Below are 19,793 nucleotides of genomic sequence, written 5' to 3'. Positions count from 1 at the left end.
CCCCCTCCGCCGCGCGGCACCGGGCTACGCGCCCTCGCCCAGATACGCCTCGCGCACCTTCGGATCCGACAACAGCTGATCGGCCGGGCCGGACAACACCACCGAACCGGTCTCCAGCGCATAGCCGCGGTGGGCCAGGCGCAACGCCTGCGCCGCGTTCTGCTCGACCAGCAACACCGTGGTGCCCTGCTCGTTGATCTCCCGGATGATGTCGAAGATCTGCGCCACGATCAGCGGCGCCAGACCCATCGACGGCTCGTCCAGGAGCAGCAGCTTCGGCTGCCCCATCAACGCCCGCCCGATCGCCAGCATCTGCTGCTCGCCACCCGACAGCGTGCCCGCAAGCTGGGTACGCCGCTCGGCCAACCGCGGGAACAACTCGAACACCCGATCCAGCTCGGCCCTGGGCACCGACTTGAACCGGTAGGCACCCATGTTCAGGTTCTCCGTGACGGTCATCGCCGGGAACACCCGACGACCCTCCGGAGAGTGCCCGATGCCCAACCCCACCACATGGTGGGCGGGCACCCCGTCGATCCGCTCGCCCCGCCAGCGCACCTCGCCCTCGCGCGGCGTGAGCAACCCCGAGATGGTGCGCAGCGTCGTGGTCTTGCCCGCGCCGTTGGCACCGAGCAGAGCCACGATCTCGCCCTCGTTCACCTCGATGTGCACGCCCTTCAACGCCTGGATGGCGCCGTAGAACACGTGCAGATCGTCCAGCTCCAGCATCTTCTTCCGCGGCGTCGTCGCGGTCGCGGTCGGCTTGGTCAGCCCGACCGCATCCGCGCCCTCGGACTCGGCGGCGCTCATCGCTGCTCCTCCCCGTCCCGCTGCGCGGGGACCGTACCGTCCGACCCGTTCGCCGCCTCGGCGTCCGAGGCCGCGACCATCTCGGCGGCCATCTCGGCCCCCAGATAGGCCGCGACGACCTCGGGGTTGCGCTGCACCTCGGCCGGCGAGCCGGACGCGATCACCTTGCCGAAGTTGAGCACCGTGACCCGGTCCGCAACCGACATCACCAGCCGCATGTCGTGCTCGATCAGCAGCACGCTGATGCCCAGCTCGCGGTTGATCCGGCGGATCAACACCTCCAGGTCGAGCTTCTCGGTCGGGTTGGTGCCCGCCGCCGGCTCGTCCAGGAGCAGCACCTGCGGATCGGTGGCCAGCGCGCGGGCGATCTCCAGACTGCGCTGCTGGCCGTACGACAGCGACGCGGCCAACTCGTTGAGCATCCCGTCCAGGCCCACGAAGTGCAGCAGCTCCAGCGCCCGCTGGTCGCTCTCGCGATCCTCGCGACGCGCGTTCGGCAGGCCCAGCATGATCGACACCGGCCCGGCCTTCTGCCGGGTCTCCGCCGCGATCTTCACGTTCTCCAGCGCGGTGAGCGCGCCGAACAGGCGAATGTTCTGGAACGTACGGGCCACGCCCAGCCGGTTCACCAGGTGCGGCTTGCGGCCCTTGAGCGAATGCTCGCCACCCGCCCGGTCGCGCAGCACGATGCTGCCTTCCTGCGGGACGTACATCCCGGTCAACGAGTTGAACAACGACGTCTTGCCCGCACCGTTGGGGCCGATCACCGCGAGGATCTCGCCTCGGTGCAGGTCCAACGCCACGTCGGACAGACCCACCAGGCCGCCGAAGCGCAGCGTGACCCCGCGCACCCGCATGACCTGGTCCTCGGGGTCCACCCGCGGCCGGTCGTCCGCCTTCGTCGTGGTGATGCTCACGTCATCCTCCCGCCGGCCGGCTCCGACATCGCATCCGCGTCGCCGAGACCCGCCTTGGCCATGCTCAACTCGCGCTTGCGCCGAACCGAGGGAATCAGGCCCTGCGGGCGGTAGATCATCATGATGATCAACAACGCGCCCAGGTACATGAATCGGTCGTTCGGGTTGACCCAGTCCTTCATGTACTGCGGCAGCCAGGCCAGGAACGCCGTCCCGATGATGACGCCCCACAGCGAACCCATGCCGCCGAAGATGACGTACGCCACCACCAGCACCGAGAACAGCAGCAGGAAGCTCTCCGGGCTGATGAACCGGGCCTTGCTCGCGTACGCCACACCGGCGATGCCGGACGTGGACGCGCCGATCGCGAACGCCATCAACTTGAACTTCACCGTCGGCACACCGGTGGCCGACGCGGCCACCTCGTCCTCGCGGATCGCGGTCCAGGCCCGACCGACCCGGGAGTGCTCCAACCGCAGGAACGCGATGATCAGGACCGTCGCGATGCCGATCAGCAGGTACCAGTAGGGCACCGGATCCAGTTCCCAGTCGTAGTCGATCGGACCGACGTGCACCCCGAAGTTCGAGATGCCCTGGACCCCGCGCGGACCGTTGGTGAACCCGTCCGCGTTCTTGGCGATCAGGTAGATGATCTCGTGGAAGCCCAGCGTCACGATCGCCAGGTAGTCACCGCGCAGCCGCAGCGTCGGCGCGCCGAGCAACAGCCCGGCCAGCAGACACGTGGCCACCGCGACCGGGATCACCAGGAACGCGTTCAGCGTGAACGGCGGATCCACCGGCATGGCGCCGGTCCAGTACGCCGTGCTGTACGCGCCGATCGCGAAGAACGCGATGAAGCCCAGGTCCAACAGACCCGCCCAGCCGATCACCACGTTCAGACCGATCGCGAGCAGGACGTAGATCGCCACCTCGTTGACCAGAACCTGGTTCCAGAAGGTGGACAGCATGTTCGGCAGCAGGATCAGCAGGCCGATCACCACGACCGAGAAGCCGATCCGGACCCAGACGATCCGACGCAGATTCGCCGAGGTCGCCCGGGTCTGCGCGATCAGCCCCTTCACCGGACCGGTCACCGGCGCGTGGAAACGCTCCAGCGGGCCCACGCTCGTCGCCAGGTGACGGTTGTACAGCGGCTTGGCGAACTCCAGGACCGCCCACAACACCACCGCACCGAGGATCCACCACACCAGGCGCATCGACCCGAGGGTCTTGTCCAGCGAGAAGAACACGTCCTCGCGGCTGCCCTGCGGACCGCTCATCACGTCCAGCAACACGGCCGCGGCGACGGTCCCGACCAGTCGGCCGAACATCGGCTGCTGATACCAGCGCTTGCGCCGCAGCTTGGCCAGCGCCGACCCGGTCGGCGCGAGATCGCGTTCCTTCGTCGTCGTGGTCACGCCGACCTCCCCAAGCGCTCGCCCAGGATGCCGGTCGGCCGGAACATCAGCACCAGGACCAGCACCGCGAAGGCACTGACGTACCGCCACGACTCACCGAAGATGGGCGACGAGAAGCTCTCGACGATGCCGAGCAGCATGCCGCCCATCATCGCGCCGCGAATGTTGCCGACCCCGCCGACCACGGCCGCCGCGAACGCGGTGATGCCGGGCAGGAAGCCCATCGTGAACGACAGCTGCAGATGCAGGCCGAACAGGAAGCCGGCGATACCGCCCATGAACCCGCCGATGATGAACGTCCGCGAGATCACCTTGTCGATGTCCACACCCATCAGGCCCGCCGTCTCGGCGTCCTGCGCCACCGCCCGGATACCCGAGCCCAGCTTGGTGCGGTTCACCAGGTAGTCCAGGCCGACCATCATCAGCACGGCCGCACAAACGATGAGCAGCTGCAGGATGGTGACCTGGGTGCCGAAGACCGAGAAGACCTTCTTGTTCTCGAACACCGTCGGCAGTGCGCGCGAGTCGCGACCGAACAACTTCCCTGCCAGGTTCTGCAGGAAGTAGGACGCCCCGATCGCGCTGATCAGGAACGCGAGGCGAGGCGCGTTCCTGCGTCTGAGTGGTCTGTACGCGACCTTTTCCAGCGTAAAGGCCGTGGCCGCGCCGGCGGTACCGGAAACGGCCAGACCGGCCGCGACCAACAACACCGACATGAACGTCGTCGGATTGCTGCTCGGGTCGATCCAGGTCAAGGCGAGCAACGCCGAATAGGCGCCCACCATGAAGACTTCGCTGTGTGCGAAGTTGATGAGTTGCAGAACGCCATAGACCAGGGTGTAGCCGATGGCGATCACCGCGTACAACGCACCGAGCATGATCCCTGGAATAAGGTAATCCAGGATTTCATCAGGTTGCATAAGGAAAGCTTCCTCAAGAAAACCGGACGGGCCCGGGTCTTCCCGAAAACTCCGGGAAGACCCGGGCCCGATCGTCAGGTAGCGCTGCCCCGATCGACGGGTCAGCCGCCCACGAGCTGGTCGATGTCGCCCATGTAGCCGATCTTGCCGCCCTTCACCTGGTAGATGAAGGTGGTCGCGCCGTCGAATTCACCGTTCGACTTGAACTTGAAGGTCTTGGTCAGACCCTTGTACGACGCACCCTTGAGCTTGGTGAGCATCGCCTCGCGGGTGATCTTCTCCGCGCCGAACGACTTCATCTGGTCGATCACCAGGTTGGCGATGTCGAACGACTCCGCCGAGTAGGTGCTCGGGTTCGTGTTGAAGCGCTTCTTGTAGTCCTCGGTGAACTGCTTCGTGGCCGCCTCGACGTTCGCGTCGGCGCACGGGCAGGTCAGGAACCAGTCGTTCGCGGCGTCCCCGGCGAGCGAGACGAACTGCGCGTCGTTGGTGCCGTCACCGGAGAACTTGGGACCGGTGAACCCGGCCTCCTTGAGCTTCTTCGCGAACGGCGCGCCGTCCTGGTAGTAGCCCGCGTAGATCATGGCGTCCGCGCCGGAGTTCTTGATCTTCGTGGAGATCGGACCGTAGTCCGGGGTCGCCTTCGGCACGCTGTCCGAGACGACCTGGACGCCGGCCTTGGCCAGCTCGTCCTTGGCGACCTTCGACAGACCCACGCCGTACTCGGTCTTGTCGTCGACGACGAAGACCTTCTTGACCTGAAGCTTCTTCGACAGGTACTTCGCCATCCCGCCGCCCTGCGCGTTGTCGTTCGGCGCGCCGCGCAGGAACGCGGTGAAATTGTTCTCCGCGTTCGTCAGGGAAGGGTTGGTCGCCGACGGAGACACCGTGGCGAGCTTCGCCTTGGCGTAGTTCGGCGACGCGGCCTTGGTCGGGCCGGAGAAGGCGGGGCCGACAACGGCAACAACGTTGTTGTCGTCGATCAGCTTCTGCGCCGCGGAGACCGATTTGGTCTCCGACGCCTCGTCGTCCGAGGTCTTGAACTTGAGCGTGAAGGGAAGATCGCCCTTCGCGTTGGCCTGCTCGACGGCAAGCCGAGCGCCGTTCTCTTCGTTGATGCCAAGCTGGGCATTCTCCCCCGAGAGCCCCGCTTGGAAACCTATCGTCCAGGTCGGCTTGTTACCGCCGCCGCTGTTGCCGGGAGCGGTGCTGCCACCGTCCTTCTTCTTGTCGTCGTCATCGTCACTGCCGCACGCGGAAAGCACGAGTGCCGCTGCCGCGATGGGCAGCGCGATTTTGATCACGCGTCGCTTGAGCACAGCAAACCCCAACCCCTTGTAGAAAAAGTTCGGAGCCCGCATCGGGGCGCCTTCACAAACCGCGATGAACATGCGGTGCCCGGAATGTAGTCCGGCCGGAAGGGCAGCGGCAGTCCGCCGACTGAGATGTGATGCGCCCGTAACCAGATGTAATCCAAAAGAAACAGTGAACGAATTGTTACGGTCCAAAGTGATCAAATATGATCATCGGGTGCCGGAAAAACAACGAACCCGTCCGGTTTGCCAGCAACCGGACGGGTTCGTTGGGGTATGGGTACGGCTGGGTCAGTCGGCGACGTCGCCTCCGGACACCACGACCTCGGCCACGGTGCGCATCGACATCCGGCGATCCATCGAGGCCTTCTGGATCCAGCGGAACGCCTCGGGCTCGGACATTCCGTACTTCTCCTGGAGCACGCTCTTGGCCCGGTCCACCAGCTTGCGCGTCTCCAGCCGCTGGGTGAGGTCGCCGACCTCACGCTCCAGGGCGGCCAATTCGGTGTACCGCGAGACGGCCATCTCGATCGCCGGGACGAGATCGCCCTTGGTGAACGGCTTGACCAGATACGCCATCGCACCGGCGTCCCGGGCCCGCTCGACCAGCTCGCGCTGGGAGAAGGCGGTCAGCATCAACACCGGCGCCAGCCGCGCCTGGGCAATCTGCTCGGCAGCCGAAATGCCGTCCAGTATCGGCATCTTCACGTCGAGGATGACCAGGTCAGGCCGACACTCGTGGACCAACTCCACGGCGCGCTGCCCGTCCCCGGCCTCCCCGACGACGTGATACCCCTCTTCCTCCAACATCTCTTTCAGATCGAGCCGGATCAGCGCCTCGTCCTCGGCAATGACGACACGGGCGCGGCGGCTGTCCTGCGATGCGGCGGGCGGCTGCGTGGCGGCGGTCACGTCGCTCCTCGATCAGGGAAATGGTGCGGACACGAGGGTACCGAGACACGGTATGGTGTTCGTCGTGCAGGTGTTGGGTCTCACGCAAACAGGCGAAGTGCCCAGCTCAGCCGCCCCGGTAGCCCAATTGGCATGAGGCAATGGATTCAAAACCCATACAGTGTCGGTTCGAGTCCGACCCGGGGCACCAACTAGTCCGATCGAGTGAGTCGGATTCGAACACCTGAATCAGTAGATGCCTGCGGCGCATCGTGGATCCATGCATGATCCTGATCTTCGCCGCCAGGCAATCACCCTGCTGCAAGCAGGCATCTCCAACGCCGATGTGGCTCGCAGACTGCGCATCCCTCCAGGGACCGTGGGCTCGTGGCTACACGAGGAACGTTTCCGTCGCGGTGACCTCCCCGGACGACGCCGCGCCCTCTGTTTCCGTTGCCTGGGGCTGGACGTCGATCGGGAGGCATACGCCTACCTGCTCGGCCTCTATCTCGGCGACGGACATATCGTGGCACACCCCCGCGCGTACAGTCTGAGCATCTCCTGCGCCAATGCGTGGCCGGGACTGATGCGAGGATGCGCCGATGCCATCACACGCGTCCTCCCAGGCTCCGCGTCGAACTTCGTGCCCCGCCAAGGGTGTACGGACGTCAAGCGCTATTCACAACACTGGCCATGTCTGTTTCCCCAGCACGGGCCCGGCCGTAAGCACGAGCGGTCGATCGTCCTCGAATCCTGGCAACAGGACATTGTCCGGGCCGAGCCCTGGGCCCTCGTACGTGGGCTGATCCACTCCGACGGTTGTCGGATCACGAACTGGACCACCCGGATGGTCGCGGGTGAGCGCAGGCGCTACGAATACCCGCGCTACCTGTTCACCAACGAGTCCATGGACATCATGCGGATCCTCACGACCACGCTGGACGAACTCGGTGTGGAGTGGAAATTCGCCCGCCGCAACAATCTCTCCGTCGCCCGCCGGGCCTCCGTCGCTCTCATGGACCAGCACATCGGCCCCAAATACTGACGGCCCGCCGCCCTCGAAAGGGTGGCGGGCCGTCGGTGTCGCGGCCGAGTGTCACTCGGTCGGCAGATCCCCTATGTGGTGCAGGCGGATCAGGTTGGTGGAGCCGGGGACACCGGGCGGGGAGCCGGCCGTGATCACGACCAGGTCGCCCTTCTTGCAGCGGCCGATGGCCAGGAGCGCCGCGTCGACCTGACGAACCATCTCGTCGGTGTGGCTGCACAGCGGACCGAGGAAGGTCTCCAGGCCCCACGTGAGCGCCAGGCGGCTGCGCACGGCGGGTTCGGGGGTGAAGGCCAGCATCGGGATCATCGAGCGGTACCGGGACAGCCGGCGGCCCGTGTCACCGCTCTGGGTGAACGCGACCAGGTATTTGGCGTCCAGGCGCTCGGCGATCTCGATCGCGGCCTTCGCGATCACCCCGCCCTGCGTGCGCGGGCCGGCGATGCTGCGGATCTCCTCCCGCATCGCGGTGGAGTCCTCCGCCGCGACCACGATCCGTGCCATGGTCTTGACGGTCTCGATCGGGTACTTGCCGACCGAGGTCTCGCCCGACAACATGACCGCGTCCGCGCCGTCCAGGACGGCGTTGGCGACGTCGGACGCCTCCGCCCGGGTGGGGCGCGAGGCGCTGATCATCGAGTCGAGCATCTGGGTGGCGACGATGACGGGCTTGGCGTTGGCCCGGGCCAGTGTGATCGCGCGCTTCTGCACGATCGGCACGGCCTCCAGCGGCATCTCGACGCCCAGGTCGCCGCGGGCGACCATGATGGCGTCGAAGGCGTGGACGATCTCCTCGAGGTTGTCCACCGCCTGCGGCTTCTCGATCTTCGCGATCACCGGGAGTCGGACGCCGACCTCGTCCATGATCTTGTGGACGTCCTCGATGTCCTTCGCGGCGCGCACGAAGGACAGCGCGATCATGTCGGCGCCGAGGGCGAGGCCCCACTTGAGGTCCTCGATGTCCTTCTCGGACAGTGCGGGGACGCTCACGGCCACGCCGGGGAGGTTGAGCCCCTTGTGGTCGGAGACCATCCCGCCCTCGATGACGATCGTGTGCACGCGCGGGCCCTCGACGTCGACGACCTCCAGGGTGACCCGGCCGTCGTCGATGAGGATCCGCTCGCCCTTGGTGACGTCGGCGGTCAGCCCCTTGTAGGTGGTGCCGACCTCGTGCTTGTCGCCGGGGACGTCCTCGGTCGTGATCGTGAACTCGTCGCCGCGCTCCAGGAGCACGGGGCCTTCGGCGAAGGTCTCCAGGCGGATCTTGGGGCCTTGGAGGTCGACGAGGATGCCGACGCTGCGACCGGATTCGTCGGATGCCCGACGGACGCGGTGATAACGCTCCTCGTGCTCGGCGTAGGCGCCGTGGCTGAGGTTGAAGCGGGCTACATCCATGCCTGCGTCGACCAGCGTGCGGATCTGTTCATACGAATTGGTGGCAGGACCCAGGGTGCAGACAATTTTGGCTCGACGCATGGTCACAGAGCCTAGTTCCTACCGCCGGGTAAGCCGTACCCGCGTCCGGTATATGGCGCTTTTCCAGCATGCGGAAAGGGCGCCGCAACGGCGGCGCCCTTTCCCGTTCACGCGACTTTCGTCACATATTCAATCCGGTCCCGTGCGAGCACGGCGGGTCACACGGTGAGCGGTCGATCGGTGGGCCGGATCGGCGACGGCAGGTTGGTGCCGCCGGTCAACCAGGCGTCCACCGCGGCCGCGCACGAGCGGCCCTCGGCGATCGCCCAGACGATCAGGGACTGTCCGCGTCCGGCGTCGCCGGCCACGAACACGCCGTCCACGTTGGTCGCGAACGCCTCGTCCCGGGCCACGTTGCCGCGCTCGTCCAGGGCCAGTCCGAGCTGTTCGACCAGGCCGTTGGAGCGGTCGGTCCCGGTGAAGCCCATCGCCAGGAACACGAAGTCCGCCGGGATCTCCCGCTCGGTGCCGGGCACCGGCACGAAGCGGCCGTTCTCGAACACCACCTCGACCAGCTTGAGCGCCTTGACCCGGCCGTCCTCGCCGCCCACGAATTCCTGGGTGTTGACCGCGTACACGCGCTCGCCGCCCTCTTCGTGCGCGCTGGCCACCCGGTAGGTCATCGGGTAGGTCGGCCACGGCTGTGCGGCGGGCCGCTCCTCGGTGGGCCGGGGCATGATCTCCAGTTGGGTGACCGAGGCGGCGCCCTGGCGGTGTGCGGTGCCCAGGCAGTCCGCGCCGGTGTCGCCGCCGCCGATGATCACCACGTGCTTCCCGGCCACGTCGATCGGCGAGGCGACCAGGTCGCCCTCCTGCACCTTGTTGGCGAACGGCAGGTATTCCATCGCCTGGTGGATGCCGCCGAACTCGCGCCCGGGGATCGGCAGGTCGCGCGCGGCGGTGGCGCCGGCGGCGATCACCACCGAGTCGTAGCGCCGGCGCAGCTTGGCCGCGTCCAGGTCGGTGCCGATCTGCATGCCGGTATAGAACTTGGTGCCTTCCGCGCGCATCTGTTCGATGCGCCGGTTGATGTGCCGCTTCTCCATCTTGAATTCGGGGATGCCGTAGCGCAGCAGTCCGCCGATCCGGTCCGCCCGCTCGTACACGGCGACCGTGTGGCCGGCCCGGGTGAGTTGCTGGGCGACGGCGAGGCCGGCCGGGCCGGAGCCGATCACCGCGACGGTCTTGCCGGAGAGCCGGTCGGGCGGTTGGGGGGCGACGTTGTTGTCGTCCCAGGCCCGGTCGATGATCGAGACTTCGACGTTCTTGATGGTGACCGGCGGCTGGTTGATGCCGAGCACGCAGGCGGCCTCACAGGGCGCGGGGCACAGTCGGCCGGTGAACTCCGGGAAGTTGTTGGTCGCGTGCAGTCGTTCGCTCGCGGTCTGCCAGTCGTCGCGCCAGACCAGGTCGTTCCACTCGGGGATGATGTTCCCCAGCGGGCAGCCGTTGTGGCAGAACGGGATGCCGCAGTCCATGCAGCGGCCGGCCTGTTCGGTGATGATCGGGAGCAGGGTGCGCTCCTCGTACACCTCCTTCCAGTCCCGGATGCGCACGTCGACGGGGCGACGCTTGCCGAGCTCTTGGGGCGTGGTCAAAAAGCCCTTCGGGTCAGCCATGAACCGCCTCCATCATCTTCTGGACGATCTCGGTCTCGGTGAGACCGGCTCGCTCGGCGGCGTCCTTGGCGGCGAGCACTGCCTTGTAGTCCCTGGGCAGGATCTTGGTGAAGCGCCGGGAGGCGGCGTCCCAGTCGGAGAGCAGGGCCTCGGCGACGGCCGAGCCGGTCTCCTCGTGGTGCCGGCGCACAACGTCGTGCAGTTCGGCGCTGTCCGCGGCGTCGAGTTCCTCGACGCCGACGAGTTCGGTGTTGATGTTGTCCGGGTCGGCGTCGAGCAGGTAGGCGACGCCCCCGGACATGCCGGCGGCGAAGTTGCGGCCGGTACGACCGAGCACCACGGCCCGGCCGCCGGTCATGTACTCGCAGCCGTGGTCGCCGACGCCCTCGACGACGGCGGTGGCGCCGGAGTTGCGCACGCAGAAGCGTTCGCCGACGACGCCGCGCAGGTAGATCTCGCCGCTGGTGGCGCCGTAGCCGATCACGTTGCCGGCGATGATGTTGTCCTCGGCGGCGAAGGGCGCGGTGCGGTGCGGGCGCACGGTGATCCGGCCGCCGGACAGGCCCTTGCCGACGTAGTCGTTGCCGTCGCCTTCGAGCCGCAGGGTGATGCCCTTGGGCACGAATGCTCCGAAGGATTGGCCGGCGGAGCCGGTCAGGGTGATGTCGATGGTGTCGTCGGGCAGGCCCGCGCCGCGGTAGCGCTTGGTGACCTCGTGGCCGAGCATCGTGCCGACGGTGCGGTTGGTGTTTTGCACCGGGAGGTTGATGACGACCTTCTCACCGTTTTCCAGCGCGTCGGCGCTGAGTTGGATGAGCTGGTTGTCGAGCGCCTTGGCCAGCCCGTGGTCCTGCGGGCTGGTGTGGTGCAGGGCCGCGCCTTCGGCGAGGGCGGGCACGTGGAACAGCGGCGCGAGGTCGAGACCTTCGGCCTTCCAGTGCTCGATCGCGGCGCTGGTGTCCAGGAGTTCGGCGTGGCCGACGGCTTCTTCCAGGGTGCGGAAGCCGAGTTCGGCGAGCAGTTCGCGGACTTCCTCGGCGATGAATTCGAAGAAGTTGACCACGTGGTCGGCCTGACCGTTGTACCGCTCGCGCAGCACGGGGTTTTGCGTGGCAACGCCCACGGGGCAGGTGTCGAGGTGGCAGACCCGCATCATCACGCAGCCGGAGACCACTAGCGGCGCGGTGGCGAAGCCGTATTCCTCGGCGCCGAGCAGGGCCGCGACCAGGACGTCGCGGCCGGTCTTGAGCTGGCCGTCGGTCTGCACCACGATGCGGTCGCGCAGGCCGTTGAGCAGCAGTGTCTGCTGGGTCTCGGCGAGGCCGAGTTCCCAGGGGCCGCCCGCGTGCTTGAGCGAGGTGAGCGGCGAGGCGCCGGTGCCGCCGTCGTGGCCGGAGATGAGCACCACGTCGGCGTGTGCCTTGGATACGCCGGCGGCGACCGTGCCGACGCCGACCTCGGCGACCAGCTTCACGTGCACCCGAGCCGCCGGGTTGGCGTTCTTGAGGTCGTGGATGAGCTGGGCGAGGTCCTCGATCGAGTAGATGTCGTGGTGCGGCGGCGGCGAGATGAGGCCGACGCCGGGGGTGGAGTGCCGGGTGCGGGCGACCCAGGGGTAGACCTTGTGGCCGGGCAGTTGGCCGCCCTCGCCGGGCTTGGCGCCCTGGGCCATCTTGATCTGGATGTCGTCCGCGTTGACCAGGTATTCGCTGGTGACGCCGAATCGGCCGGAGGCGACCTGCTTGATCGCCGAGCGCCGCTCGGGGTCGTACAGCCGCTCGGGGTCCTCGCCGCCTTCGCCGGTGTTGGACTTGCCGCCGAGCCGGTTCATCGCGATGGCCAGCGTCTGGTGCGCCTCCATCGAGATGGAGCCGTAGGACATCGCGCCGGTGGAGAAGCGCTTGACGATCTCGGAGACCGGTTCGACCTCGTCGATCGGGATCGCGGTGCGGGCGCCGGTCTTGAACGCGAACAGGCCGCGCAGGGTCATCAGCCGCTTGGACTGCTCGTCCACGCGCGCGGTGTACTTCTTGAAGATGTCGTAGCGGCGGGTCCGGGTGGAGTGCTGGAGCCGGAAGACCGTCTCGGGGTCGAACAGGTGCGGTTCGCCTTCGCGGCGCCACTGGTACTCGCCGCCGATCTCCAGTCGGCGGTGCGAGGGGGCGATGCCGGTGGGCGGGTAGGCCTTGGCGTGCCGGCGGGCGACCTCCTCGGCGACGATGTCCAGGCCGATGCCGCCGAGCTTGCTGGTGGTGCCGGTGAAGTATTCGGCGACGAAGTCCTCGGCGAGGCCGACGGCTTCGAAGACCTGGGCGCCGCGGTAGGAGGCGACGGTGGAGATGCCCATCTTGGACATCACCTTGAGCACGCCCTTGCCCAGTGCCTTGATCAGGTTGCGGATGGCCTGTTCGGGGGCGACGTCGGTGAGGAAGACGCCCTCGCGGACCAGGTCCTCGACGGATTCCATCGCGAGGTAGGGGTTGACCGCGGCGGCGCCGTAGCCGATCAGGAGCGCGATGTGGTGCACCTCGCGCACGTCGCCGGCCTCGACGATCAGGCCGACCTGGGTGCGGGTCTTGGTCCGGATCAGGTGGTGGTGCACGGCGGAGGTGAGCAGCAGCGAGGGGATCGGCGCGTGCTCGGCGTCCGAATGGCGGTCGGACAGGACCACGATGCGGGCACCGTCGGCGATCGCGCCGGTGGTCTCGGTGCGGATCTCCTCGAGTCGCTTGGCCAGCGCGGCGCCGCCGCCGTCGACCGGGTAGAGCCCGGAGATGGTGACGGCCTTCAGGCCCGGCTGGTCGCCGTCGAGGTTGATGTGGATCAGCTTGGCGAGCTCGTCGTTGTCCAGCACCGGGAAGGGCAGGACGACGTTGCGGCAGTCGGCGGGCTGGGCGTCGAGCAGGTTGCCCTCGGGGCCGACGAAGCTGCCGAGCGAGGTGACCAGTTCTTCCCGGATCGCGTCCAGCGGCGGGTTGGTGACCTGCGCGAAGAGCTGGACGAAGTAGTCGAAGAGCAGCCGGGGCTTGGCGGAGAGTGCGGCGATCGGGCTGTCGGTGCCCATCGAGCCGAGCGGTTCGCCGCCGGCCCGGGCCATCGGCGCCAGGATGACGCGCAGCTCTTCCTCGGTGTAGCCGAAGGTCTGCTGGCGGCGCGAGACGGAGGCGTGCGTGTGCACGACGTGCTCGCGCTCGGGCAGGTCCTCCAGGTTGATCAGGCCGCCGTGCAGCCATTCCTGGTAGGGGTGCTCGGCGGCGAGCGCGGTCTTGATCTCGTCGTCCTCGACGATCCGCCGGGCATGGGTGTCCACGAGGAACATCCGGCCGGGCTGGAGCCGGCCCTTGCGCACGATCGTGGCGGGGTCGATGTCCAGGACGCCGACCTCGGAGGAGAGCACAACCAGGCCGTCGTCGGTGACCCAGTAGCGCGAGGGCCGCAGGCCGTTGCGGTCCAGGACCGCGCCGATCAGGGTGCCGTCGGTGAAGGTGACGCAGGCCGGTCCGTCCCACGGCTCCATCACGGTGGCGTGGAACTTGTAGAAGGCGCGCCGGGCGGCGTCCATCGTGGCGTGGTTCTCCCACGCCTCGGGGATCATCATCAGCACGGCGTGCGGCAGCGGCCGGCCGCCCAGGTGGAGCAGTTCCAGGACCTCGTCGAAGGACGCCGAGTCGGACGCGTCGGGCGTGCAGATCGGGTACAGCCGGCTCAGGTCGCCGGGGATCAGGTCGGTGGCGAGCATCGACTCGCGCGCGGCCATCCAGTTGCGGTTGCCCTTGACGGTGTTGATCTCGCCGTTGTGCGCGATGAAGCGGTACGGGTGGGCGAGCGGCCAGGCCGGGAAGGTGTTGGTGGAGAACCGCGAGTGCACGAGGCCGATCGCGGATGCCAGGCGCCGGTCGGACAGGTCCGGGAAGAACGGCTCCAGTTGCCCGGTGGTGAGCATGCCCTTGTAGACGAGGGTGCGCGCGGACAGCGAGGCGAAGTAGACCTCGACCTCGCGTTCGGCGCGCTTGCGCAGCGCGAAGGCGAGCCGGTCGAGGGCGATCCCGGTGAGGGTGTCGTCGACGCCGGCGACGAACAGTTGCGCGAAGCGCGGCATCGTCTCGGCGGCCATCGAGCCGACCAGGCCGGGCGTGGTGGGCACGTCGCGCCAGCCGAGCACCCGCAGGTTCTCCTCGGCGGCGATCCGCTCGATGGAGGACTTGGCGCGGCCGGCGTGCACGTCGTCGTCGGGCAGGAAGGCGATGCCGACGGCGTAGCCGCCCGCGGCGGGCAGCTCGAAGCGGACGCTCTCGCGCAGAAAGGTGTCCGGGACCTGGATCAGGATGCCCGCGCCGTCGCCGGTGTCGGGCTCGGCGCCGGTGGCGCCTCGGTGCTCCATGTTCCGCAGGACGGTCAGGGCCTGGTCGACGATGTCGTGGCTGGGCTCGCCGGTGAGCGTGGCCACGAATCCGACACCGCAGGCGTCGTGCTCGTTACGGGGGTCGTACAACCCCTGTGCCGCGGGAAGCGCGGAGAAGAGGGGGCCCGGAGTTGCGGGCATGGCAGGAGGCATGGGCGCTCCCGTCGTCGTCGTGGCGTGTGGTGCGCAACAGGGACGACGTTGGCCCTCTGCGATTTCGTGCAGGTTACACGATCAATACGGGTATCCGGAACCCGGGACAAACCCGTCTCACCATGCGGTCGCCAGGGTGGACCGGTGGCTCGCGGACGCTGCGCCGCGCCGGTCCCCTTGGCATATCAGCTGCCTCATTCCCGACCATCCCGGCACCGAAACGGGGTGTCCGACCCGTGGGAATCGATCGTTTCCGGGTGGGGGTCGCGGTGCTACAGCCGTGTTACGTATGCCTCACCCGTCACACCTGTCGGCCGATCAGCAGGCCGAGCAGGTAGGTCAGCCCGCCCGCGGCGGCGCCGAGGACCAACTGGCGGGTGCCGCCGAACCACCACGGTCGCGCGGTCACCCGCGAGACCACGGCGCCGGCACCGAACAGGCCGAGCGCGGTCAGCACCAGGGCGGGCGCCAGCGTGCCGGCGCCGAGCAAGTAGGGCAGCAGCGGGAGCAGCGCGCCGATCGCGAAGAAGGCGAACGAGGAGCCGGCGGCGAGCCACGGCGAGGGCAGGTCGTGCGGGTCGACGCCGAGTTCCTCGCGGGCGTGGATCTCCAGGGCCAGTTCGGGGTCGCGGGAGAGTTGGCGGGCCACCTCGACGGCGAGGTCCTCGTCCAGGCCGCGGGCGATGTAGAGCTCGGCGAGTTCGCGCTGCTCGGCCTCGGGGCTGCGGCACAGTTCGCGGCGCTCCACCTCGACCTCGGCGCGGGCCAGCTCGGCCTGCGAGGCGACCGAGGTGTACTCCCCCGCCGCCATCGAGAAGGCGCCGCCGGCCAGTCCGGCCAGTCCGGTGACCACGACGGTCCTGGGGGTGGCGTCGCTGCCGACGATGCCGGCGATCAGCGCGAAGTTGGAGACCAGTCCGTCCATCGCGCCGAACACGGCCGGGCGCAGCCAACCGCCGCCGATGTCGCGATGGGTGTGGTCGATGCCGTCCCGGTGCCCGAGCGTCGGGCCTGCGTCGGGGACCTCGGCGGCTGTGTCGGTGGTCTTCAAGGTCGTTCGGCCCTCTCGTCACGCTGGGACCTGGACGCTACCGTTTCGGCCCGAACCGCCGCCGGCCAGGAAAGCCTGTCCGAACCCGAAGAGGCCGCCCCGAACCCGCGGCGTGGCGGGTTCGGGGCGGCCTCCGGTGTGCCGGGGTCAGCCCTTGTCGGCGGGCTTGCGCAGGATCGAGGGGGTGCGCTCGGCGTCGGCGACCGCATCGGCGTCGGCGTCCTTGTCGGGCCCGTCCGCATCGCGGCGCGCATCCGCGGTCGCGGGCTCGGTCGCATCCGCGTCGGCGTCCGTCGCGCTCTTCGCGTCCTCCAAGTCCCACATCGGCTTGGCGTCCTTCGCGTCCTTCGCGTCCGCCCCCGCGGCCGACTCGTCGGCGTCCTCCGACTCGAAGTCGCGGCCGCGCAGCGCGGCCGGGTCCTCGCGGCCGGGGTGCTTGCGTGCCGAGATCCAGATGTAGGCGATCGCGCCGGCGAACACGAGGATCGCGGTCCAGTTGTTCAGCCGCATGCCCAGCACGTGTTCGGCGTCGTCGACGCGCATGTACTCGATCCAGAACCGGCCCACCGTGTAGCCCGCGACGTAGAGCGCGAAGGCCCGGCCGTGGCCCAGCTTGAATCGGCGGTCGGCCCAGATCACCAGCGCCGCGACGCCGACACACCACAGCGACTCGTACAGGAACGTCGGGTGGAAGGTGCCGGCCTGACCGGGGTCGATCACGTTGTGGTCGCCGTCGATCTTCACCGCCCAGGGCACGTCGCTCTCGCGGCCGTAGAGCTCCTGGTTGAACCAGTTGCCCCAGCGGCCCACGGCCTGGGCGAGCACGATGCCCGGGGCGAGCGCGTCGGCCAGCGCGGGCAGCGGGATGCCCCGGCGCCGGCAGCCGATCCAGGCGCCCACCCCGCCGAGCGCGATCGCGCCCCAGATGCTGAGGCCGCCCTTCCAGACGGCGAACGCCTGCATGGGGTCGCCGCCGTCGCCGAAGTACGGCCCCGGCGTGGTGATGACGTGGTAGAGGCGGCCTCCGACGAGGCCGAAGGGCACCATCCACACGGCGATGTCGCCGACCGTGCCGGCGCGACCGCCTCGGGCGACCCAGCGTCGCTCGCCGAGCCAGATCGCGAGGACGACACCGAGGATGATGCACAGCGCGTAGCCGCGCAGCGGGATCGGACCGAGGTCGATCCGGCCGCGGGAGGGGCTGGGAATGAATGCGAGGTCCATGGCGGGTACGACGCTACCGGGTGCGGAGGCGAACGTGTGCCGGCGGGCACATGCGAACGGGCGCGGCACCGGGGAAACGGTGCCGCGCCCGTGCGTCGGCGAAACGGAGGGTGACTACTTGATCGCAGCCAGGATCTGCGCGCGCACCTCGTCGGGGGTGGCCAGGCCGCGACCCTTGACGATCAGGTCGATGGTCTTGCCGTTGATGCCCGCGGTCGGCGTGCCGGTGACCGGGGTGTCGCCGATCTTGGCGTTCTGGAACGCGTCCTCGACCTTGTCGACCCAGCCGGCCACGCTCAGGTCGTTGACGCAGGCGTCGAAGGTGGGCGTGCGCAGGCCGTCCACCTTGCCCGCGAGGTCGAGCAGGTAGGACCGACTGGCGAACTTGTCGTCCAGCTCGTTCGGCTGGTTGGCGAAGAGCGTGTCGTGGTAAGGGGCGAACTTGCCCGCGTTCTGCGCGCAGCCGGCGGCGTTGGCCGCGTACTTGGAGCCGTTGCCGCCGAGCTTGCCGTCCAGGAACGAGGCGATGTGGTAGTCGATCTTGATGGTGCCGGCGTCGGCCATCTGCCGCAGGGTGGGGCCGAGTGCCTTCTCCACCTCATGGCAGATCGGGCAGCGGAAGTCCTCGTACATGATCAACGAGGGGGCGTTCGGGTTGCTGCCGACGGAGATGCCCAGACCGTCCGCGGACAGGTTCGCGGGGGCGCTGAACGGCTTGGCGAGCGCGTCCTTCCAGGGGCCCTTCTTCTTGTTGGTCTTGGACATGCCGACGACCACGCCGATGATGGCGACCACCGCGAGGACGGCCACCACCGCACCGGCGATGACCAGTACGCGCCGGCGCTTGTCGAGCGCCTGCTGACGGGCGCGCTCCTGGGCCATCCGCTCGCGTGCGGTGCGCTTGCCTTCGGAATTCTTCGAGCTCACGTGATCTCAGGGCCTTTCAGTTCCCGGTTTCCGGGGTTCCGGTTCGCGTCCCCGCGGTACTCGTCCGCGTCCGTGTCCCGCTCGTCCTCGTCGTCCGCGTCGTCGTCCCGGTGGCGGTCGTACGGCGGTTCCTCGGGGAACAGCCAGGCGTCCGCGGACAGACGGGTGCGCGGGAAGACGATCAGCCAGATCGCGAGCAGCATGAAGCCGCAGTCCCGCAGGATCTCCTCGAGGTACGCGGTCTTGTCCGGTTCGACCGGCCCACCGCCGCCGAAGCAGCCGCAGTCGATCGCCAGACCGCGCGCCCAGGCCTGGGCGATGCCCGCGATGAACACGAGCAGGAGCAGCGCGGACAAGGACGCGACCAGGCGGGTGCCGATCCCGACCACCAGGAGCAGGGCCAGGCCCAGTTCCAGGTAGGGCAGGGCGTAGCCGACCGGCTCGACGAGGTCGTCGGGCAGTACGTCGTAGCCCCGGACCGCGTATGCGGCCTGGTCGGGGTCGAGCGCCTTCTCCCAGCCCGCGTACGCCCAGACGAAGGCCAGGCCCAGTCGGGCGGCGAGGCCGATCCAGGGGGCGACCCTGCGCAGGCTCGCGAGCGGGCCGGCCGGTGCGGTGCCGTTGGGGGTGGCCGTCGCGGTCACCGCTCGGCCACCGGCTCGATCGTCTTGCCTTCCAAGGTCTGACCTCCGTCACGACGGGTGAGGCGCGGGGACCCCGGTCCGGTGGTCCCCCGCACCCCGGACCGGCACATGTCCTGTCTAACCGGCCGAAGGCGCCTTAGGTTCCTGTCCGAGTGCCGCCTTACCACTCCCGGGGTTCTCCAGGCGCTGGTCGAGCAGTTCACGAAGGTTGTCGGGCGAACGCATGGCCGAGTTCCCGCCGTCGAGAATTTTTCCGTCCACCGCGACGGCGGGCGTGGCGGAGACGCCGGAGCTTTCGAACGCGCTCTCGGCGGCGGCCACCCACGCGGCGTTGGCGTCGGTGTTCACGCATGCGTCGAACGCCTCACCGCGCAGGCCGGGGACCTGCCCGGCCAGGTCGAGCAGCCGGGCGGCGGTGTAGCCGTCCTCGGACTCCTCGGGCTGGTTCTCGAACAGCACCGCGTGGTAGGCGGCGAACTTGCCCGCGTCCACCGAGCAGCGTGCGGCGTTCGCCGCCTTGACCGAGCCGGTGCCGCCGAGCTTGCCGTCCAGGAAGGAGGCGATGTGGTAGTCGACCCTGATCTTTCCGGCCTCCGCGTAGTCGGCCAGGAGCGGGCCGAAGCCGGTCTCGAAGCGCTTGCAGAACGGGCAGCGGAAGTCCTCGAACACGGTGACGGTGACCGGCGCCGAGGGGTTGCCGACCCGGATGGTGCCGTCGGTCTGCACGGCGGCGGGCAGCGTGGCCGGGTCGACCTCGCGGATGGCCTCCTTGGCCGCGCTCGACCCCTTGCCGTTGCCGGAGTCGTCGTCCTTGTCGTCGTGGCCGACGGTGAAGACCACGCCCAGGACGGCGGCCAGCACCGCGACCACGAGCACGCCGACGACGGCCAGGATGACGGGTGTTCGGTTGGTCCCGGGTTTGCTGCTCAACGCTGGTTCCTCCGATGTGGATGCGGATGGGGATGGGTGCGGGATGACGCGGA

General features: G+C 68.5%; 15 protein-coding genes and 1 tRNA gene. 2 read left to right on the top strand and 14 right to left on the bottom strand.

What is annotated here, in order from left to right; genetic code table 11:
• Window positions 1–24: 24 nt before the first annotated feature.
• From ACZOOI_RS21945 to ACZOOI_RS21920, 6 genes are all read right to left on the bottom strand, one after another.
• Window positions 25–729, bottom strand: a complete 705-nt coding sequence (locus ACZOOI_RS21945) for an ABC transporter ATP-binding protein (protein ID WP_391583063.1) — start codon at window positions 727–729, stop codon at window positions 25–27.
• Window positions 730–806: 77 nt separating this feature from the next.
• Entirely contained in the window at window positions 807–1,727 is a 921-nt protein-coding gene (locus ACZOOI_RS21940; protein ID WP_465277424.1) for an ABC transporter ATP-binding protein, read from the bottom strand.
• A complete protein-coding gene (locus tag ACZOOI_RS21935) occupies window positions 1,724–3,145 on the bottom strand; it encodes a branched-chain amino acid ABC transporter permease (RefSeq protein ID WP_465277423.1) in 1,422 nt (473 codons plus the stop codon). The genes ACZOOI_RS21940 and ACZOOI_RS21935 overlap by 4 nt, the downstream gene beginning before the upstream one ends.
• Complete coding sequence (locus ACZOOI_RS21930) at window positions 3,142–4,023, bottom strand: branched-chain amino acid ABC transporter permease (protein WP_465277422.1); 882 nt, start codon at window positions 4,021–4,023, stop codon at window positions 3,142–3,144. The genes ACZOOI_RS21935 and ACZOOI_RS21930 overlap by 4 nt, the downstream gene beginning before the upstream one ends.
• 143 nt (window positions 4,024–4,166) lie before the next feature.
• Window positions 4,167–5,456, bottom strand: a complete 1,290-nt coding sequence (locus ACZOOI_RS21925) for a branched-chain amino acid ABC transporter substrate-binding protein (RefSeq protein ID WP_465277421.1) — start codon at window positions 5,454–5,456, stop codon at window positions 4,167–4,169.
• A 213-nt stretch (window positions 5,457–5,669) separates the two neighbouring features.
• A complete protein-coding gene (locus ACZOOI_RS21920; protein WP_391582584.1) occupies window positions 5,670–6,290 on the bottom strand; it encodes an ANTAR domain-containing response regulator in 621 nt (206 codons plus the stop codon).
• A 112-nt stretch (window positions 6,291–6,402) separates the two neighbouring features.
• On the opposite strand from ACZOOI_RS21920, the gene ACZOOI_RS21915 reads away from it, so the two are divergent.
• Together ACZOOI_RS21915 and ACZOOI_RS21910 are read left to right on the top strand one after the other, a co-directional pair.
• Window positions 6,403–6,480 (top strand) — tRNA-Leu (locus tag ACZOOI_RS21915).
• 69 nt (window positions 6,481–6,549) lie between these two features.
• Window positions 6,550–7,314 carry a helix-turn-helix domain-containing protein gene (locus tag ACZOOI_RS21910; protein WP_465277420.1) on the top strand — a complete coding sequence of 255 codons (765 nt, stop codon included), beginning with the start codon at window positions 6,550–6,552 and terminating at the stop codon, window positions 7,312–7,314.
• 51 nt (window positions 7,315–7,365) lie between these two features.
• On the opposite strand, the gene pyk is transcribed toward ACZOOI_RS21910, so the two are convergent.
• The 8 genes from pyk to ACZOOI_RS21870 form a co-directional block, all read right to left on the bottom strand.
• Entirely contained in the window at window positions 7,366–8,790 is a 1,425-nt protein-coding gene (gene pyk / locus ACZOOI_RS21905; RefSeq protein ID WP_391583064.1) for a pyruvate kinase, read from the bottom strand.
• 158 nt (window positions 8,791–8,948) lie between these two features.
• Window positions 8,949–10,409, bottom strand: coding sequence for a glutamate synthase subunit beta (locus ACZOOI_RS21900; protein ID WP_391582586.1), 1,461 nt, complete (start codon window positions 10,407–10,409; stop codon window positions 8,949–8,951).
• Window positions 10,402–14,952, bottom strand: a complete 4,551-nt coding sequence (gene gltB, locus ACZOOI_RS21895; protein ID WP_465281253.1) for a glutamate synthase large subunit — start codon at window positions 14,950–14,952, stop codon at window positions 10,402–10,404. Before gltB ends, ACZOOI_RS21900 begins: the two co-directional genes overlap by 8 nt.
• A gap of 313 nt (window positions 14,953–15,265) precedes the next feature.
• Window positions 15,266–16,015 carry a VIT1/CCC1 transporter family protein gene (locus tag ACZOOI_RS21890; RefSeq protein WP_391582587.1) on the bottom strand — a complete coding sequence of 250 codons (750 nt, stop codon included), beginning with the start codon at window positions 16,013–16,015 and terminating at the stop codon, window positions 15,266–15,268.
• A gap of 147 nt (window positions 16,016–16,162) precedes the next feature.
• A complete protein-coding gene (lgt, locus tag ACZOOI_RS21885; RefSeq protein ID WP_465277419.1) occupies window positions 16,163–17,239 on the bottom strand; it encodes a prolipoprotein diacylglyceryl transferase in 1,077 nt (358 codons plus the stop codon).
• 114 nt (window positions 17,240–17,353) lie between these two features.
• Window positions 17,354–18,166, bottom strand: coding sequence for a DsbA family protein (locus tag ACZOOI_RS21880; RefSeq protein WP_465277418.1), 813 nt, complete (start codon window positions 18,164–18,166; stop codon window positions 17,354–17,356).
• Window positions 18,163–18,810 carry a MauE/DoxX family redox-associated membrane protein gene (locus tag ACZOOI_RS21875; protein WP_465277417.1) on the bottom strand — a complete coding sequence of 216 codons (648 nt, stop codon included), beginning with the start codon at window positions 18,808–18,810 and terminating at the stop codon, window positions 18,163–18,165. The genes ACZOOI_RS21880 and ACZOOI_RS21875 overlap by 4 nt, the downstream gene beginning before the upstream one ends.
• Window positions 18,811–18,927: 117 nt before the next feature.
• On the bottom strand, window positions 18,928–19,740 hold the full coding sequence (locus ACZOOI_RS21870; RefSeq protein ID WP_465277416.1) for a DsbA family protein: 813 nt from the start codon (window positions 19,738–19,740) through the stop codon (window positions 18,928–18,930).
• Window positions 19,741–19,793 lie beyond the last annotated feature (53 nt).

The organism is Embleya sp. L77, from assembly GCF_055557415.1.
The sequence above is the reverse complement of the archived record's forward strand: the minus strand, read 5'-3'. Positions and strand labels throughout refer to the sequence as shown.